Below are 18,399 nucleotides of genomic sequence, written 5' to 3'. Positions count from 1 at the left end.
TCGACTGCTTCGCCCGCACGATCGTGGGGCGGTATGCCGCGACGACGAAGACGACACCGCTGGTGGGGACTGCTGCACGGATAGGTGACAGGTTGTAGTCACGCCGCCAGTGCGACGGTCGTGTTCATGATGGTCTCGAACTCGATGGGCGTCAAACGGCCCAGGCGGGCCTGTCGGCGGCGACGGTGGTAGGTCCGTTCGATCCAGGTCACCACCGCGATGCGGAGTTGCTCGCGGGTGGTCCAGGTGCGGCGGTCGAGGACGTTCTTCTGCAGCAGCGCGAAGAACGATTCCATGGCTGCGTTGTCTCCGCTCGAGCCCACTCTTCCCATGGACCCGACCATGCGATGCCGGCTGAGAGCGCGGAGCATCTTCCGGCTGCGGAATTGAGATCCCCTGTCGGAATGCACGATGCAGCCGGCGACGTCGCCGCGCATCGCGACGGCGTTCTCGAGCGCCTGGACGGCCAGACGCGACTTCATTCTCGAGTCGATCGAGTACCCCACGATCCGACCTGAGTAGACGTCCTTGATCGCGCAGAGGTAGAGCTTGCCCTCGGCGGTCTTGTGCTCGGTGATGTCCGTGAGCCACAGTTCGTTGGGCGCGTCCGCGGCGAACACGTGTCGGGTCCGGCCGTGCTCGTCGACGACGGCGCAGAGGTCGTCGTGCACGGGCGGTCCCGGTCGGCGGGCCTTGCTCCGCTTGGGCTTCCCGAACGCGCTGAACCAGCCGTTGGTCGACGCGATCCGCCACGCGGTCCGGTCCGACATCGCTTCGCCGGCATCGCGGGCCTCGTCGGCGAGGAGCCGGTGCCCGAACTCGGGGTCGTCCTGGTGGGCGTCGAATAGCGCGTTCGCGCGATACGCCTCCACCACTGAATATTCGCTTCTCTGAGCGCCACCAGTATTGCGGTTGAGCGCCACCGAGTATTCCGGTTCGGCGCCACCTTCCTAGGCTCCTTCTGCCGCGTGGCTGATCACGCGGCAGAAGGAGTAGTTCGGATGGTACGCAGGATCAAGGCGAAGCTGGTGTTGAGGCTTCGCGCGGAGGGGCTCACGGGTCGGCAGATCGCGGCGCAGGGTATGTCTCGGCACTCGGTGTCGGCGGTGCTCGACGCCGCTGACCGGGAGGGCGTCGGCTGGGACGACGTCGCGGAGCTCGACGAGGCGGACGTGTATGCGCGGCTGTTCCCCGGGCGTGGTGAGCACGAGAGTGTTCACGCGCAGCCGGACTGGGACAAGGTGCATCGGGAGCTCGCGAGGGTCGGGGTGACGTTGAAGCTGCTGCATGGCGAGTACGTCGATGCCTGCCGGGCCAAGGGCGAGACGGCGATGGGCTACGACCGGTTCTGCAAGACCTACCAGCGTCACGTGCTGGTGATCGGGGCGGCATCGCGGGTCGGTCACAAGGCCGGGCAGACGGTCGAGGTCGACTGGTCGGGCAAGACTATGCAGCTGATCGACCCGGTCACCAGGCAGGCGACGAGGGTCTACTTGTTCGTCGCGACGCTGCCGTTCTCCCGCTACTCGTTCGTCGAGCCGACGCTGGATATGAAGCAGGACACCTGGCTGCGCGCGAACACGGCGATGTTCGACTGGTTCGGCGGGTCCGTCCCGCGGATCGTTCCGGACAACCTGAAGGCGGGTGTGATCAAGCACCCTGCCGAGGGCGAGGTGGTGCTGAACGACGCGTATCGGGAGCTCGCGGCGCACTATTCGGCGGCGGTGCTGCCGGGACGGGTGAAGAAGCCGAAGGACAAGCCGAGTGTCGAGGACACGGTCGGGAACGTTGCGACGGTGGTGATCGCGGCTCTCCGCGACCGCACCTTCGCGACGCTGCCGGAGTTGCGGGCCGCGGTCTACGAACGTGTCGCCGCTTACAACGCGAAGCCGTTTCAGAAACGCGCCGGGTCGAGGCTTTCGGTGTTCGAGGGTGAGGAGAAGCCGCTGCTGCGGCCGCTCCCGCAGGTTCCGTTCGAGATCTCGCAGTGGCTCTACGGCCGCAAGGTCCAGAAGAACGGACATGTGGTGTTCGAGAGGAACTTCTACTCGGTCCCTTACGAGAACATCGGTCGGTCCGTCGACCTGCGCATCACCGACACCACCCTCGAGGTGTTCGCCGGGGATCAGCGGCTCACCAGCCATCTCCTCGCCCCAGCCGGGGTGGTCAACGAGTACCGGACGCACGACTCGGATCTGCCCGACGGGCCCCGCTACCAGCAGATGGACCCGCAACGGGCACGGGAGTGGGCCGCTCGGATCGGGGAGAACACCACCACGATCGTGAACCGGATCTTCGAGTCCGTCCCCGTCGACGAGCAGGGGCTCGGCGCCGCGCTGGCAGTGCTCAGGTTGACCCGCCGCTACTCCGCCACCCGGGTCGAAGCCGCCGCCGGCATCGCACTCGATTCCCGAGTCCGATCACCCAGGTATGCGCACCTGCGGCCGATCCTCGACTCGAATCAGGACCAACGCGGCACAGGCCCATGGTTCGAACCCGCCGACGAGGAACCCGCCGGCTACGTCCGCGGCGCCGACTACTACGCAGGAGGCACCCGATGAGCCGGCTCGACTGCGAGACGAAGCGGAAGCTGCGAGAGATGGGCGTCCCCGCCCTCGTCGACGCGCTCGACATCCAAGACGAGGGCCTCACGATCGGGCTGGTGTTCGAGGAGCGGATCAAGCTCGCAGTCGACGACGCCCACGCCGCGTTCACCCACTCCAAAGTCGAAGGCCTCATCCGTCGCGCCGGGCTCCGCTACCCGAACGTGGACCTCCGCCGCGTCGACATGCTCGAACAACGCGGGCTCGACAGAGGCGTGATCGCGCAGCTAGGGACCTGCCAGTTCATCCAGAAGCACATGAACGTCGTGTTCCAAGGCTTCACCGGGTCCGGGAAGAGCTACCTCGGGTCGGCGCTGGCGAAGCAGGCGTGTCAGCACCGCTACCGGGCGCACTACATCCGCATGCCCGACCTCGAAGAGACCTGGACCGCGGCGAAAGACAAGCCCGCCGGTCGGGAGAAGTGGTTGCGGAAGTACTCCACGTTCACGCTCCTCGTGATCGACGAATGGCTGCTCGACCCGCCCACCGACGACGTCCGGTCCATACTGCTCGAGCTCCTCGAACGCCGTTACGACGCCACCTCGACGGTGTTCTGCACCCAGTACGCGAAGAAGGACTGGCACCAGCGCCTCGGCGGAGGGGTCCACGCCGACGCGATCATGGACCGCATCGTCCACAACACCCTCTGGATCGAGACCGGCGACGTCAACATGCGGGAGCACACCGCCGCCGCGGCCGGCTGAACCCGGGCCGGTGAGCGTCGCGCCGACCGGGGTGGCGCTCACCGGCAATACCAGTGGCCCTGAGAGTGAATATCGAGTGGCGCTCAACCGCAATAATCAGTGGCGCTCACGACTCCAAATACTCACACCACCTCACTCTCGGTGATGGGGTTCGCCAGCCACCGGTAGTAGGGCTGGCGGGAGAGCTTGAGCACCCGACACGTCACCGTCACAGGGATCCCCGCGTCGGCGAGCTCCGTCACGAGCGGGTAGAACCTCTTCCCGGCAGGTTCGCCTGCGACAGATACGCTGCCGCACGCCGCAGGACCTCGTCCTCCTGCTCGAGCAACCGGATCCGTTTGCGCGCTTCGCGCAGCTCGGCGGCCTCGGACCGGGTCGTCCCGGGAGCGGCTCCGGTCTCGACTTTGGCGCGCTGGAGCCACTTCTGCAACGTCATCGGGTGAACACCGAAGTCTTTCGCAATCTGCTCGATCGTCACTCCGGGCTCGCGGTTCTGCGCGACGCGCACCACGTCGTCACGGAACTCGCTCGGGTACGGCTTGGGCACAGCAACATCCTTCCAGGCCCACCCCACGGGCAAGCCAGATCAGATGTCACCTACTCGTGCAGCAGTCCCGATCACCGCAGGCTGGGTCGACTGGTGCAACGCGCGCCTCCTGTTCTCCGCCCTCGGCGACATCCCGCCCGACGGGCACGAGGCCACGTACTACGCTTACCTCGAAACACCAGCCCACCCGGTGCTGGCACCCGCATAGGAGCGGCAGAGAACCGGGGACGGTTCAGATACTCTCGTGACTGAGCCGCATCACGGGCTCGTCGCGGAACCGTGCAGGGACCGACTGATCTGATGCGGACTCCACCGTTGCTGTAGCAACGGGTACACGACCTCCCGGAGGCGATCGTTCCCATCGATACGATGCGCGTGCTCACGCCTCCGCCGCCGACTGGCGAGTCGGTGTGCTTCGAACGGGCGGTAGCCGCAGTGAGGGCTCGCGTTCCGACTCAACTCTAGGTAGACCCAGCCCGATCTCTGGTTCTTCGCGGGAGCGACGCCCAGGCAGCTAGGACCGGCAACCAGTAGTACGCCTGCTCAAAGAACGCAGACGTCATTCCGAAACTGAGCATCGCAATCATCACTGATGCAGCCAATCCGTTCTGACGTCGAACGATCGCTTGCACGGTCACCAGCAGTGCCGCGGCGATAATCAGCCCGATGGCTAAGCCGAACACCAATCCGCCCTGGTACCAAGCGCGGAGGAGCACATTGTGCACCACCGTTCCCGAACTAATGGACGCTGCACTCTCTGCGCTAAGGCCCTTTCCTAAGAGCGGATCCCGAGCGATGCCAGCGATCGCTGCATCATAAGTCTGTGCACGTATGTCCAGCGTACTGATTGCTTCTGTTTGGCCTGTTACCTGATAGAAACGATCGAGCGGATTTCGCAATGCGAGAGCGACCTCTGGGATTCCCAGGAACCAAATCGCAAAGCCGACGACGATCGCTGCGACGAACGCGATCCTCAGCACCCGGTAGCCAGCCGCGTACAAAAGAACAAGCACACCAAACGCGCCCGCAGACATTGAGCTCAGACTCCCCGTCGCCAACAGACCAGCGACATTGACCGCGAGAAGTGCGAAGCAGAATGCTCGGTTTGCGTAGCCACGAATAATGCTGGCGACACACACAAGGATTGCGATCACGGCCATCACCCCGAGCACATTCGGATGCCCTGCCAGCCCAGGCGATCGCCCGTTTGCCGCTGCCTCACCAAGCGGACTCGCACCAAAGACCTGCGCAATCCCCGCGAGCCCGGAAACGCTCTGTCCCACGACGAACGCCCCTGCGGCCCACCTCATGAGGCGCTGATCTGCCGTGTAAATGCCTCGCAGCGTGAAAGGAGCTACTCCAAGCAAAATTGCCAGTTGAAGCCCCACGTAAACCGTCTCGCCTAACCCGGCCTCTCCACTAGATGTGATCGTAGCCACGACTGATGCGTACCCAGCGAAGATCCAGATGCCCCACCACTTTGGGCTTCGAGCGATCGTGAGGATGGGTCCTAGAAGTATGAGGCCCATAACCACATAGACCCACATCCGCGCTAGCGGGGGAGGCAACACGCGATAGATGGGAATGAAGAACGAGACCGACACCCACGCCGCGCCAATCGCACCTATCATCATGCCCGGCGCAAGGCGCGGAGCGGATCGAGCTGTACTTTCCCCGCGTGCTTCAGTCATTGCAACGCCTCGTCCGACTCATTGAGAAGGACCCACCAACGCGCTTACCACACCAATAATCTCATCGTTGTAGGCGGAAGTCATCTCCTCAAACTTCGCGATGGACGCTGCGTGCGCTTCGGCCCAGTCCAACTGATCCGCCCACGCGCTCACTGCGGAAACGAAGTCCTGATGTACCGGAACCAGCAAGTCGCTCGGTGACAGCATCTCATGCAACGTGCCAACATCGTATGCCGCGACTGGAATGCCGGCACCCATAGCTTCCAAGACGACAAGAGGAGCCGCTTCATTCTTGTAGGTGGACGGAAAGACGAAATGGGTCAGTCGTCCGAAAAAATCTCGCTTGTCCGCGCCGTAAACGGCGCCTAGGTAGCGGAAGTTGGCACCTAGCGCTAGTTGCGCTCTCGCAATTTGCTCGCCTGCCTGATGGTTCACGATCGGGCCTGCGACGATGAGTTCGACCTCGCGCCCAGCACGTCGGAGATCTACGGCGAGATCGACGACCTCGCGTATTCCTTTCTCTTGCGTTAGGTTGCTAAGGTGACCGAGGACGACTGACGGCGCGCCTGCTGTAATTCGGGGCTCTGCGGTCACGGTGTCGATCAAACCAGCATTCGACAGTGTCATGCACCGCACTCGGGCCCCAAACCTTTCGCGCAACGCCGTTGCCATGCCGACGCTCAGCACCACGTGGATGGCTCGGGGGCCGGAGCCTCGTACTAGCCATCGGTACCTGACTGCACGCTTGGTAACGACCTGATAGCTATGATAGTGCAGGACAAGATTACGCTTACGGATTCGCGCGGCAAGCACCAGCCCAAGCGAGACCCACGCGCCCGAACCGCTGTTGACAGACAGGTAAACAGGCACGCTTTGCCGCTCGCAAAGTATGGACCACAGAGCGCGCGCACTTCTTGTCATCTTTCTCAACAACTTACCTAGTGCGCTTCCCCCTCCCTCAGATGTGTCAACAACTACGAGGTCATGCATCCGCAATTTTAGAGCTTCGAACAACGCGACGCTTGCCAGCGACTGGCCGTGAGTGGGGGGCGGCATCGGCGCGATGAAAAGCACCCGATCGACTCTCATCGCGCTCCTTGAGTTACTCACTTCCACGCACCATTTGCGCTGCAACGCTAACCATGCTCTCGCGTAGATCAACGGCCGCTCGCCTGGAGTTCGCGATTTCGGCCTTGTCAATCGTCGCTTGCACAATGTCCGCCCACTCGACACCGTCCAGCGAGAGGGGAACCTGGGCAAGCGAGAGCCATGGTGCGAGTGTCTCGGAGAGCTTATCCCTGCCGTCGCTGACGATCACCGGTGTCGCGCCAGCCTGTGCGCCCAACAGAAGAGCGTGTAGCCGATTACTGACGACAACAGAGCACGTCGAATACTCGCTCCGGACTCGGTGCTCTTGTTCGGCGTGACCCCGATCGCCCCAGGCCACAAGTCGAACCCCCGACGCCTCCGAGAGCATTCGATGCACCTCGTCGTCCCGTCCCACCTGCGACACGAGCACGGTGTCGATGTCAGCCTCACGTAGGTGGCGGGCCGCGCTCGCGAACTGCGAGGGGTCCGGGCTAAAGTCATACCTGAAGCTGAAAGCGATCCGTCGAAACACCCGAGACGGATCCACCGTCTCGGGCAGGCCCGCGAACGCCAGGTCAGGACCCACGCGCACCCGAGATCCCACAACCAGCAAAGATGCACGATCTCGTACCGACAAGAAGTTGAAGCTCTTCACAAACCTTCGGATCAGATGTAGGGACGTGCGGCTGGGGTCGACATGACGGAAGGACCGGCCTGCGGAAACCACGGCCCCACCCTTGCGCTGGACATAGCGCGCATTCACCGTATTTAGGACCAGCTTTGCATTGCTACGCAGTCCCCTCTGCACTATCTGAGGACCCGGGGCGAACGCCAGCAGCACGGGCACCCGACTCGCCTGGCGGATCAACTCGAGTTGGAACTGTAAACCGCTCTTCAACAGCATCACGTCGCGAAGAGAACCGAAGGCATTGATGTATGAATCTGGCATGTCGCCGACATACACCCTCAGCGATACCCCCTCAATCATGAGCCAATGGAGCAATTCTCGACGTATTTCAATGTCCCCTAGATTGTCATGTTGGGCAGCAATACTCACAAATGCTGGGACGCCCTGCAACCTCATTGTGTCCGCCCTACGACCATCATCAACCCACATCGTCAGTCCCCCGAGATATGTAGTGAACGTACCGGGTAGCAAGCAGTACGGATTGGACAACGTATCCGAGCCCGAGGCCCAGCGCCGCTCCCGTAGCTCCGCCAGCGACCCCTCCTACGATCACTCCGCAAAGGCACGTCACCGTCATACCGAGTGCGACCCGGCTAACGTACTTTCCCATTCCCCACCCCTGAAGTACCGCGGTCAGGAGCGACGCAGCACCCGCGAAAATCAGTGATAGTGATGTGATCTGAATCACAGGGATAGCGCCGATGTAGTCGGGACCGAGCAACAGATCCACAGTCGGCGCGGCAAGGGCAGCGACTGCGCAGTAGAGGAGGACCAGCACGGCTGTGCTCGCGAGAATCATGACATTGAGCTGTCGGCGTGAGCTCGCTCCTGCGCGCGCAGCGGCAGGCAATAGTACCGTCGCGAGCGATGTCGGGAGGATTCTGAGGGGGGACGTCAATCTCGCAGCAATGCCATAGAACCCCGCTTGAGAAAGGGGCATAACGAGAGCGGCGATTACCGTGTCGAGGTTGCGAAGCTGAACCGCGATCGAGTTGTGCCAATAGGCCTGCGAGTCTAAGAGAATCGCCCGATAAGTAGCGGTACTGGAGCTTGCTGTCAGCCTGGTGCCGACCCAGCGACGGGAGGCCCACCACGAACAAAGCGCAGCGACCGCGACGGCAATCGAGTAGACGAGAACGGGGGGGAGCCCTGTTTGCCCCATCGGCACGAAGATCAAGAGAGCGAGCAAACGTCGGGACATCAGATTTATGCTGTTGACAATCGCGTCACCATCCGCAATCGCCACGCCGAGCCAGACATCGGCACTCCGCTCAGCGGCAGACGCAATCGCGAGCGGCACTAGCCACCAGAATCGATGGTCGGCAACCCCGGCTACGACCGCAGCTACAACCAGCACGCCAGCATACGCAACTGAGGTCCTACCGTTCAGTTGAAGTGCCTTGACAACGGCACCTTCTGAATCTCCGCGTGCGCGCGCGCGGACGACAAACGTCCCGAGGCCCAGCCCCGAAAGGGCGAGTGCGACAAGGAGCCCTCCCTGTACCGCGGAGAACAGTCCGAAGTCGGCTGGTGAGATAGCTCGGGCCAACAGCACAACCATTAGCGCCTGAAGGAGTGCCGCGACGATTCGGCCGCCTGCAACCCAAGCAAACTGGACAGACGTTTTCATATGCGTTCGGGAAGATCTGGCGCTACTGAGGTACTAGCGCGACCGCGTCGCGAATCCTTGAGGCCCACTAGCGCTCGCTCAGCCATTCATCCAGAGCATCAAGATGGCCGAGCGCCCGCTCATCCAACTCCTCGCGATCGACAACATCCGCCATTGTCGGTCGCGAGTTCCCATCCAGGATTGACGAAAGAATCTGAACCACGGCGTCTGGACTGGGGGCCAGCGCACCTTCTATTCCAAGCTCCCGATGCTGCGAAACGGTTTTTCCCCGCCCTCCGAATGAAACAAACGGAACACCGCAAACGGCGGCAACGAGGCCGACGTGAAGCTTGTCGGTGACGACTACCGACATAGAGCTGAGCGTGCGGATAAACGCCTGGAGACCCTCATAGCGGACAGCTGCTTGCGTGCCAACACCCCACTCGTAAGGCGACTCGAAATGCGAGCTGTGGGTGATTAGCGGGACGACTTTGACTTCCTTCCCAAACCGCGCTTGTATGGCCTCCACGACGGGAAGAGCGTGCCTTGCGTTCAAGCTGACTCCGACCACAAATCCGTCCTCCCGGACGGCACCTATGTCGTAGAAGCGCCGAGTGGCGAACAACACGTCAGGGTAATGGCGGTATCTCTTCCCGAATACTCGTTGCATGAGTTCGACATCAGACCGCAGGCGGACCGTCCCGTACGCCGGCAACGGGCCAGCAAAGAAGGCTCGACGACTTCCCCAAATCCGAGGCCGCTCAACTCCATCGCTCCCTATGGAGATGGGCACGACCGCTGATCTACCGCTCTTGAGACACCTATTCAGATCCCGAAACTCTTTTTCTACGACCCGCGATGCCGGGCTAGCGAGTGTTCTGACGACCGATGTCGTCGAGAGCATCGCACCGCCGCCGATGACTATAGGGCCGCGAGTCCACGTCGCTAGCGACGGCAATGCTTCTGCGTCGATCTCGTCCCCCAGGCCTGAGTTACTGGAGATCACCACCGGGACTCGACCCCGACGCCTAAGATGCCGCGCGAAAATGTCTGCCATCAAGTCGTCGCCGAAGTTCCCGTGCCCGTATGAACCCCAGATCGCGATGTTGCCTAGTGCGTTCGACATCAGATCTCGTCCTCAACAGACGCAGGGGAGATTCGCGACGCGAGCCTTCGCGCTCGAGCTAACGGGTTCTTCCAGATCAGATGGTCAAACCACCATCGATCGGCCGCTCGCCATGGGTGCACCTCACTCGGAGGTTGGAGGTCGGAGTCCAGTCGCTGAAGTGGAACTACTTGATACTTGGATGCGTATCGCGTGTGCGTGCTGCTACCACCAAATCCTATATTTCGGACTAAGTTCTTTGTCGGGCATACACAAAGCCCGCTCTGCGAGATGCATGACAACATCCATCGAGACGCCCATGCTTGGTCGTTCGGATCCGATTTCTGACGCAGCCACAGCTTAATGAACTGATTTGCCTCACGACGCCTCGGGAGAAGATCCGAGACCGCCTCGCGGGCTCTACGATCCTCAAGAATCCTCATATGGTGGTCGTAATGTCGCCATGCTCTCGCCCAAGTCCCCCATCCCCAAATGTGAATAAAGTTTGAGAAATAGTGAGAGTACGGGTAGTCGGCCATTACTCTCGCGGGGACGAACTGGTTGCCGCTTACCATCATCACCCGGTCGTCCTGAGCATAGTGGTCTAGGTTCTGCGCCATAAACGAAAAGAAATCGGGCGCAGGAACGCAGTCATCCTCTAAGACGGCTACGCGCTCGTGGCCCTCACCAAGCACCCAATCAATTCCGAAAGGAATTGCGCGCGCTACGCCGAGATTAGCGTCCGGAGTTCTCAGCGACACGTTGTGGCGCGTACTGCTCCACTCGCTGACCCATGCGCGTACCGCCGCGCATCTCTCACTCTCGTCGCCTCGATCCGGTCGCGCCCGGTCGAGTAGAACATAGACTGGACCATCGTGATACTTCGCAACGGCACCAAGCACCTGACTTAGATGATCCAGGCGATTGAAGCCGATCACTAATACGGGAAGATCAAAACTCGCGGATCGCGTTGCTTCAGGCATCAGATTCCAAGGTCAGTGAGAATGTTTCAGTCTCAGGGCACTGGCTGTGTCGCGTGCGTCAATACGCTACATCGCCGCATCGAATGGTCTTAGCGATCCGACTGCCTGCCTGACCCGAGACCACGCGCGCCCGTTTAGGACCACAGTTCCCTCGAGGCACACGTGTTGCGTTGGATCGGCCGCCGAGTTCGGCGGTGGCAGTGTGGATGCCGAGCCGGACACAACGGTCTATCGCAGCTTCATCACCAGGTGCACGATGCATCCCACCCTACATTGACGGGTCTGCGGTGTTCGACACCTAAAACGACGCCCGTCGAGTTAGTTCCGCAACCGACAGAAGTTACGCCGCCTCATGGACCGATGATCGTACAGGGGCGACCCGCAACGTACCTGCGGGCGCAAGACGATACAGTCGTCCCGATGACTTCTGCTCGAGCGCCCCAGGTTCTTGTCCTGGGTCTGAACTTTCCTCCCGAATCAACGGGAATCTCCCCGTATACCGGCGCGATGGCTCGCGGCCTTCACCGGAATGGCTTCGATACTCAGGTCCTGACGACGCATCCGCATTATCCGGAGTGGCGGACTCAGCCGGGAGGTCGTCAGTGGCACCGCAGGGACGATCGGGACGGCGTTCGCGTCGATCGCCTCCGCCACTACGTCCCGTCGTCGCCAAGGGGGATACGAAGGTTGATCTCCGAGTTCAGCTTTGGTGCGCGCGCCACCAGTCGACGCTGGGGGCGACCTGATGTGATCATCACGGTCTCACCCGCCATGATCGCATCAGCTATGGCCGTATTTAGGGCGCGCGTCACCCACCCTCGCACTCCCGTTGTTGTCTGGGTTCAGGATCTCTACACACTCGGCCTAGCTGAGACCGGTCAGGCAACTGGTATAGCGCTCGCAGCGATGCGCGCTATCGAACGCTGGTTGCTCCGAAGTGCGGATCAGGTCGTCGTCATTCACAACCGTTTCGCTGATCGCGTCGTGCGCGACTTCGGAGTCGAACGACGCAGAGTCGCCGTGGTAAGGAACTGGACGCACCTTTCGCCAACCCCCGGTTACGACGTTGGAGCAGTTCGTGCTTCGCACAACTGGGCCCAGGATGATGTCGTCGTTCTGCATGCAGGGAACATGGGGCTCAAGCAGGGCCTCGACAACGTCATTGAAACCGCCAGGCTCGCATCGAGCCGCGGCGAACGCGTGCGCTTCGTGCTGCTCGGCGCGGGTAGCGAACTCGAGAGGCTGAGAGCGTTGGGAGCTGGTATCCCGAACCTCGAGTTTCTGTCGCCTGTCAGCGACGAGGAGTTCACCGCAACCCTAGGTAGCGCAAACATTCTGCTCGTCAACGAGCGCCCTGGGGTAGCGGAAATGGCGGTACCCAGCAAGCTTACGTCCTACTTCGCGTCAGGCAGACCCGTGGTTGCAGCTACAGACCTCAACGGAATTACTGCGGACGAGGTGAGGGCAGCAGACGCAGGCGTTGTCGTTCCGGCTGGAGACCCATTCGCGCTCCTTTCCGCTGTGCTCGAACTCGGCTCCGACGAGGCTGAAGCATTCCGCCTCGGCAACAACGCTCGCCTCTACCGGCAAACAGTGCTTGATGAAGATACGGCAATCCGCAGCTTCTCCGAAATACTAGGGACGCTGATCCAAGAGGGCACCGCACCTCAAACTCGTCCAGACCACACGAAGCCTGTCGAAGACACAAGCACGGAGGAACTCCTTGACTAAGAAGGCACTGATCACCGGGATCACCGGGCAGGATGGCTCGTACCTCGCCGAACTCCTGCTCGCGAAGGGGTACGAGGTGCACGGCATGATTCGCCGCGCGTCAACCTTCAACACGCACCGGATCGACCACCTGTACGTCGACCCGCACAGCCCGGACGCAAAGTTGTTCCTGCACTATGGCGACCTGTCTGACGGCGCTCGCCTGGTCACCCTCCTCGCTGAGATCAACCCCGATGAGGTTTATAATCTCGCAGCGCAGTCCCACGTACGGGTGTCGTTCGACGAGCCGGAGCACACCGCGAACACGACCGGGACAGGAACGATTCGGCTCCTTGAGGCAGTGCGACTCAGCGGCGTCCGCACGCGGTTCTACCAGGCGTCGACGTCGGAGTTGTACGGCGCAACCCCACCGCCACAGAACGAGGAAACCCCGTTCTACCCGCGCTCTCCCTACGCTGCGGCGAAGCTTTACAGCTACTGGATCACTAAAAACTACCGCGAGGCCTACGACATGTTCGCGGTGAACGGCATCCTGTTCAACCACGAATCGCCCCGCCGCGGTGAGACGTTCGTGACGCGCAAGATCACCCGTGCCGTCGCCCGCATAAAGGCCGGCTTGCAGAAGGACATCTACCTCGGCAACCTCGACTCGATCCGCGACTGGGGCTACGCCGCAGAGTACGTCGAAGGCATGTGGCGCATGCTGCAGGTTGACGAGCCCGAGGACTTTGTGCTCGCGACCGGCGTCGGCTACACGATCAAGGACTTCCTCGAGACCTCGTTCGGGCACGTCGGGCTCGACTGGAAGGAGTTCGTCAAGTTCGACGAGAGGTACCTCCGGCCTACCGAGGTCGACGCGCTCATCGGCGATCCCACAAAGGCGGGCGAGAAGCTCGGGTGGACGCCCACGATCGACGGCAAGGAACTCGCCAAACTGATGGTCGATGCCGATGTCGAAGCCTTGGAACACGGGGCCGACTGGCGTGACACCGTCAACCTTGCGTCCTGGACCACCGAGCCGACCCTGGTTCTGAAGTGACGGTTGCCGTGGACGGCGTCGAATACACGCCCGCGGAGCTCGATCGCGACGCCACCTTCTACGTCGCGGGCCACCGTGGCCTCGTCGGTTCGGCGATCTGGCGCAAGCTGGAGGCATCGGGCTTCGAGAACATCGTCGGCAAAACGTCGGCAGAACTCGACCTCAAGAATCGTGATGCAGTGTTCAGCTACATGGCGGACGCAAAGCCGAAGTACGTCGTCCTGGCCGCGGCGAAAGTCGGTGGCATCCTGGCGAACTCGACATACCCCGTCGACTTCCTCAGCGACAACATGCGCATCCAGGTCAATGTTCTCGATGCCGCACTGGCGAACGATGTCGAGCGGGTGCTCTTTCTCGGGTCGTCGTGCATCTACCCGAAGTTCGCGGAACAGCCGATCCGAGAAGATTCCCTGCTCACGGGTCACCTTGAGCCCACCAACGACGCGTACGCGATTGCGAAGATCGCGGGCATCCTGCAGACGCAGGCCGTTCGGCGCCAGTACGGCCTCCCGTGGATTTCAGCGATGCCGACGAACCTGTATGGGCCTAACGACAATTTCTCCCCCAAGGGCTCGCACGTGCTGCCAGCGCTTATTCGTCGCTACGACGATGCAGCCAAGAGCGGCGCTGCTTCTGTGACGAACTGGGGAACAGGCACGCCTCGGCGCGAGTTTCTCCATGCCGACGACATGGCCGATGCCTGTTTGCACCTCATGGAGCACTACGACGGACCCGACCAGGTTAATGTCGGCACCGGTTCAGACGTGACCATCAAGGAGATCGCAGACACGATCGGCGAAGTGACGGGGTTCACCGGTGCAACCGAGTGGGACACCTCAAAGCCGGACGGCACTCCTCAGAAACTTCTGGACGTGTCGAAGCTTGCCGATGCCGGGTGGACTTCGAAGATTTCTCTTCAGGAAGGGCTGGAGCGCACCGTCGCTTGGTATCGCGACAACGTTGACGCGCTGCGCGAGTAGCCGTGTACCGCCACATCGTGCTCTTTCGCGTCCATGATCACGTGGAGGATGCGTACCTCGATGCCGTAGTGGACATGATGCAGACGTTCGAGATGTTCCCCGGCGTCATCTCATGGACGACAACTCGCTCTCTCGACGAGCGTAAAGGGCGCGTGATTGTTGAGGACTCGACGTTCGAGAGCCGTGAGGCCTTTCGCGCGTTTCAGGCTGACCCCGGCCACGCGAGCGCTGCGCGCACGATGGCCGAAATCTCAGACTGGTGGGTCGGCGACTACGAGACGTGAACGCCGAGCAGTTCAATCAGCCGGGCTGACCCCGGCCACATCGGCTCTGGCAGGTGGCCAGGACGAAAGAACCGAAACTCGAGCGCCTCGTTGAGAGGTTCCGGATCCCCCTCAAGCTCTACGAGAAACGAAAGACCGATCGCGTGCTTGCGAGGGTCGATGCCGTGGTCGATGTTGAGGTCTTGGTGCATCGTAGGCGGAAACCACTGATGCACGCGGAGTGGCTGGGGATCGACGCCGATGAGCAGGCTGGTATTCAGAGTCTCGCGCGCGTGGCGCTGGAGCGTGTCATGAATCGTCTCTCCGCGCTGGATGCGCCCGCCCAGGTGACACCAAACCCGCCCGAAGGGCGACTCACGCAAGATCAATCCGACTTCCGGCTCGCCGTCATGCGGGTTTCGCACGGGCACGAAGTCAACGCACACGATGGGCACCGACCGCTCAACTAGTGCGTACTCGTCGTCAGGGAGAAAGCTCACGTCCTCATTCTTGCGCCACGGTCTCCGCTAATCGCGCGCGTCACTGAGCCGGAGGGGGCAGCTCCGTCCGCTTAGAATTGAATCCGGCCTGACCGTTTCGTTCGCTAGGAGATCCATGCGTCTGTCTGTCATCGGTTGTGGATACCTGGGAGCCGTGCATGCGGCGGCGATGGCATCCATTGGCCACGAAGTGGTCGGAATCGACGTTGACGAGCGGAAAATCGCGTCGCTCTCGCGCGGCGAAGCGCCGTTCTTCGAACCCGGGTTGCAAGAGATCCTGTCCGAGGGCATCGCGTCGGGGCGGCTGACTTTCACGACTGACATGGGCGCGGCATCCGGCGCCTCGGTGCACTTCATCGGGGTCGGCACGCCGCAGCAGCAGGGCGGGTACGCGGCCGACCTCACGTATGTGAATGCGGCCGTCGACGCGCTGCTCCCCCACCTATCAGAAGGCGACATCGTCGCCGGCAAGTCGACCGTCCCCGTCGGCACGGCCGCAGGGCTCGCGCCGCGCGTTGAAGCGACGGGCGCGACCCTCGTGTGGAACCCCGAGTTCTTGCGCGAGGGGTGGGCGGTGCAAGACACCATCGACCCCGACCGGTTGGTCGTCGGCGTTCCGGCGGGCGAGCGTGGCGAGCGCGCGGCCGAGATTCTTCGCGAGGTTTACCACCCCGCCGGAGCCAAGGGCACGCCATTCATCGTCACCGACCTCGCGACGGCCGAACTCGTAAAGGTCTCGGCGAACGCATTTCTCGCGACCAAGATCTCGTTCATCAACGCGATGGCCGAGATCGCCGAAGCCACCGGCGCCGACGTCACGCAGCTCGCCGACGCGATCGGGCACGACGCACGCATTGGCCGCCGCTTCTTGGGTGCCGGCATCGGATTCGGGGGCGGATGCTTGCCGAAGGACATTCGCGCGTTCGCAGCTCGCGCTGAGGAACTCGGCCGTGGTGAGTCAGTCGGGTTCTTGCGCGAGGTCGACGCGATCAACCTGCGCCGGCGTGAGCGCGCGGTCGACCTCGTCGTGGATGCACTCGGCGGATCGGCGTACGGCAAGAAGGTCACTGTGCTCGGTGCGGCGTTCAAGCCTCACAGCGACGACATTCGCGACTCCCCCGCGCTCGATGTTGCCGTGCGCCTGCACGGACTCGGCGCTGCGGTGACCGTGACCGACCCGGCCGCGATCGAGAACGCGTCGCGGGTGCACCCTCAGTTGACGTATGTCACGGATCGCGACGAGGCACTGCAGAGCGCCGACGCGGTGATCGTCGTCACCGAGTGGGACGAGTACCGGCGCGAGATGTCGCCCGTCGACGCGGGTTCGCTGGTCGCGGGCAAGATCATCGTCGACGGGCGCAACTGCCTCGATGCGGGCGCGTGGCGCGACGCGGGGTGGGAGTACTACGGAATGGGCCGCCCCTAGGGGGTCGTGATTCCGAGCTTGTCCTCGAGTTCGCGTACGACACGCGTGCACCGCGTCACGTCGCCGCGCGCGCGAATCTCTGCGTTGACGTAGGTGGTGCGAGAGACACTGCCCTCGGGTTCCCGCTCGAGCGCCGCCAGCGCTACTTCATGCGCCGTCGTCGCGCTCTCGAGTCGAGCGCGCGCCTCGGAGAGTTGGTTCTCGAACTCGTGGCGCTGGAACGCGCTCATCGCGTCGCTTGGCACCGCCGCAACCGGCTTGGGTGAGGAGTTGTCCCGGCGTGCGCGCCACAGCACCCACGCTCCGTACGCCACGATCGCCACCCCCGCGAGCATGGCCAGCGAGGTGGGCAGCGCCAAGCCGCTCTTCCATGCCTCGGCAGGAATCATCAGCACGGTCGCGCCGAGCACGGCGACACCAGCGCCCACGCCGATGATGGTCCATCCGAGGCTCTGACGCTGCATGGCGACACTTTAGCGTTGCGCGGAGCGGCCGGGCGCGGCATCCGATCATCGAATCAATTCTTGGTTGCTGTCGCGAAATGCGGGCGTAATGCCGAGTGACGCTCGAGAAACACCGTGGGTGGAGAGTGACGATTACCCACTCAGGACGCGTCGGCGCGCGGGCGCCGTGCGCACCCGTGGGCGGGCGGTCCGTTCTTGCGAAAGGACCCGGCACCCCCATGCCACACTCCACCCTCGCGCTACGAACACGCCGCCTGCGCGGCCGTGCCCTCGCGACGCTCGCCACCCTCGCCGCCCTCGTCGGCGCGTCGACGGCACTCGCCCCCGCGGCACTCGCCGCCCCCGCCGAAGCCGGCAGCATCACCATCTCGGCACCCTCGTCGGTCACCGCCGGCGACACCGTCAGCGTGTCGGTCGACGCATCCGCCGCCGTCGACCTGTTCGCCTGCGACGTCACCGTCACCTACGACCCGGCCCTCCTCGCCTTCGACGACGCCGCGGGGACGTTCCCCGACGGCGGGTTCGACTCGGTGTCAGAAGACACCGGCTCGGCCACCTTCACCAACACGCGCCTGGGCGCCTCGCCCGGCCTCGCCGGCGCGCAGGCCCTCGTGACCTTCACGTTCACTTCGTTGGCTGCGGGATCTGCCGAGATCGCTGTCAGCAGCGTCACGCTCGTGAGCTCGACCTCTGAGAGCACCCCGCTCACCGACGTCGCCACCGCAACCACCGCGGTCGCCGCGGCCCCCGTCGTGACGCCCTCCCCCACGCCGACCGTGACGCCGACCACCTCGCCCACGGCCGAGCCCTCGGCCAGCGCCGACCCGACCGAGACCCCGGCCGCCACCGACGACACCGACCCGCTCGCTGTCACCGGTTCCGATGCCACCGTCTGGTTCGTCCTGGGGGGCATCGCCCTTGTCGGCGTCGCCGCCGGCATCCTTCTCATCGCACGTCGCAAGGCGGTGCAGTCATGA

The 18,399-nt window shown here is 62.9% G+C and carries 17 protein-coding genes and 1 pseudogene; 9 read left to right on the top strand and 9 right to left on the bottom strand.

Translation table 11 applies throughout. The annotated features are described in order from the left end of the window. Positions 1-98: 98 nt before the first annotated feature. Positions 99-869 (bottom strand): annotated as a pseudogene (locus ON062_RS01820) (IS3 family transposase); the annotation flags it as partial. Positions 870-1,001: 132 nt separating this feature from the next. Here ON062_RS01820 and istA point away from each other — a divergent pair. Together istA and ON062_RS01810 are read left to right on the top strand one after the other, a co-directional pair. Next, on the top strand, positions 1,002-2,561 hold the full coding sequence (istA, locus tag ON062_RS01815) for an IS21 family transposase (RefSeq protein WP_274645414.1): 1,560 nt from the start codon (positions 1,002-1,004) through the stop codon (positions 2,559-2,561). Next, positions 2,558-3,307 carry an ATP-binding protein gene (locus ON062_RS01810; RefSeq protein ID WP_274645413.1) on the top strand — a complete coding sequence of 250 codons (750 nt, stop codon included), beginning with the start codon at positions 2,558-2,560 and terminating at the stop codon, positions 3,305-3,307. Before istA ends, ON062_RS01810 begins: the two co-directional genes overlap by 4 nt. A 238-nt stretch (positions 3,308-3,545) precedes the next feature. Here ON062_RS01810 and ON062_RS01805 read toward each other — a convergent pair whose 3' ends face one another. Further along, complete coding sequence (locus ON062_RS01805) at positions 3,546-3,854, bottom strand: transposase (RefSeq protein ID WP_274645412.1); 309 nt, start codon at positions 3,852-3,854, stop codon at positions 3,546-3,548. Positions 3,855-3,897: 43 nt separating this feature from the next. Here ON062_RS01805 and ON062_RS01800 point away from each other — a divergent pair, with 43 nt between their 5' ends. Continuing rightward, a complete protein-coding gene (locus tag ON062_RS01800; RefSeq protein ID WP_274645469.1) occupies positions 3,898-4,062 on the top strand; it encodes a hypothetical protein in 165 nt (54 codons plus the stop codon). Positions 4,063-4,315: 253 nt separating this feature from the next. Here ON062_RS01800 and ON062_RS01795 read toward each other — a convergent pair whose 3' ends face one another. The 5 genes from ON062_RS01795 to ON062_RS01780 all read right to left on the bottom strand — a co-directional run bounded on the left by ON062_RS01795 (position 4,316) and on the right by ON062_RS01780 (position 10,057). Further along, positions 4,316-5,293, bottom strand: coding sequence for an O-antigen ligase (locus tag ON062_RS01795; protein ID WP_274645411.1), 978 nt, complete (start codon positions 5,291-5,293; stop codon positions 4,316-4,318). 270 nt (positions 5,294-5,563) lie between these two features. Further along, positions 5,564-6,172: a glycosyltransferase family 4 protein gene (locus ON062_RS01790; RefSeq protein ID WP_274645410.1), complete on the bottom strand. Its 609-nt coding sequence runs from the start codon at positions 6,170-6,172 to the stop codon at positions 5,564-5,566. Between the two features lie 475 nt (positions 6,173-6,647). Further along, complete coding sequence (locus ON062_RS01785; RefSeq protein ID WP_274645409.1) at positions 6,648-7,622, bottom strand: polysaccharide pyruvyl transferase family protein; 975 nt, start codon at positions 7,620-7,622, stop codon at positions 6,648-6,650. A 118-nt stretch (positions 7,623-7,740) separates the two neighbouring features. Next, complete coding sequence (locus tag ON062_RS13960) at positions 7,741-8,952, bottom strand: oligosaccharide flippase family protein (protein ID WP_368859972.1); 1,212 nt, start codon at positions 8,950-8,952, stop codon at positions 7,741-7,743. 67 nt (positions 8,953-9,019) lie between these two features. Then, positions 9,020-10,057, bottom strand: coding sequence for a polysaccharide pyruvyl transferase family protein (locus tag ON062_RS01780; protein ID WP_274645408.1), 1,038 nt, complete (start codon positions 10,055-10,057; stop codon positions 9,020-9,022). Between the two features lie 1,322 nt (positions 10,058-11,379). On the opposite strand from ON062_RS01780, the gene ON062_RS01775 reads away from it, so the two are divergent. From ON062_RS01775 to ON062_RS01760, 4 genes are read left to right on the top strand one after another with little or no spacing between them, the layout of a single operon-like run. Continuing rightward, complete coding sequence (locus tag ON062_RS01775) at positions 11,380-12,750, top strand: glycosyltransferase (RefSeq protein WP_306802098.1); 1,371 nt, start codon at positions 11,380-11,382, stop codon at positions 12,748-12,750. After that, positions 12,743-13,789: a GDP-mannose 4,6-dehydratase gene (gmd, locus tag ON062_RS01770; protein WP_274645406.1), complete on the top strand. Its 1,047-nt coding sequence runs from the start codon at positions 12,743-12,745 to the stop codon at positions 13,787-13,789. Before ON062_RS01775 ends, gmd begins: the two co-directional genes overlap by 8 nt. Further along, complete coding sequence (locus tag ON062_RS01765) at positions 13,786-14,769, top strand: GDP-L-fucose synthase (RefSeq protein ID WP_274645405.1); 984 nt, start codon at positions 13,786-13,788, stop codon at positions 14,767-14,769. Before gmd ends, ON062_RS01765 begins: the two co-directional genes overlap by 4 nt. A 2-nt stretch (positions 14,770-14,771) precedes the next feature. Continuing rightward, positions 14,772-15,053: a Dabb family protein gene (locus ON062_RS01760; RefSeq protein WP_274645404.1), complete on the top strand. Its 282-nt coding sequence runs from the start codon at positions 14,772-14,774 to the stop codon at positions 15,051-15,053. On the opposite strand, the gene ON062_RS01755 is transcribed toward ON062_RS01760, so the two are convergent. Next, positions 15,041-15,532 (bottom strand): DUF4916 domain-containing protein, encoded by a 492-nt coding sequence (locus ON062_RS01755; protein ID WP_274645403.1) that lies wholly within the window; start codon positions 15,530-15,532, stop codon positions 15,041-15,043. The two genes, ON062_RS01760 and ON062_RS01755, sit on opposite strands and share 13 nt — an antisense overlap. A 115-nt stretch (positions 15,533-15,647) precedes the next feature. On the opposite strand from ON062_RS01755, the gene ON062_RS01750 reads away from it, so the two are divergent. Next, on the top strand, positions 15,648-16,958 hold the full coding sequence (locus ON062_RS01750; RefSeq protein WP_274645402.1) for a UDP-glucose/GDP-mannose dehydrogenase family protein: 1,311 nt from the start codon (positions 15,648-15,650) through the stop codon (positions 16,956-16,958). Here ON062_RS01750 and ON062_RS01745 read toward each other — a convergent pair. Further along, a complete protein-coding gene (locus ON062_RS01745; protein ID WP_274645401.1) occupies positions 16,955-17,422 on the bottom strand; it encodes a hypothetical protein in 468 nt (155 codons plus the stop codon). The genes ON062_RS01750 and ON062_RS01745 overlap by 4 nt on opposite strands. 218 nt (positions 17,423-17,640) lie before the next feature. On the opposite strand from ON062_RS01745, the gene ON062_RS01740 reads away from it, so the two are divergent. Continuing rightward, positions 17,641-18,399 carry a cohesin domain-containing protein gene (locus ON062_RS01740; RefSeq protein WP_274645400.1) on the top strand — a complete coding sequence of 253 codons (759 nt, stop codon included), beginning with the start codon at positions 17,641-17,643 and terminating at the stop codon, positions 18,397-18,399.

The sequence above is a fragment of the Microbacterium sp. C7(2022) genome (assembly GCF_028823665.1).
In the GTDB taxonomy this organism is placed as follows: Bacteria; Actinomycetota; Actinomycetes; order Actinomycetales; family Microbacteriaceae; genus Microbacterium.
Note: the sequence above shows the minus strand (reverse complement) of the source record. Positions and strands in the feature narration are given on the sequence as shown.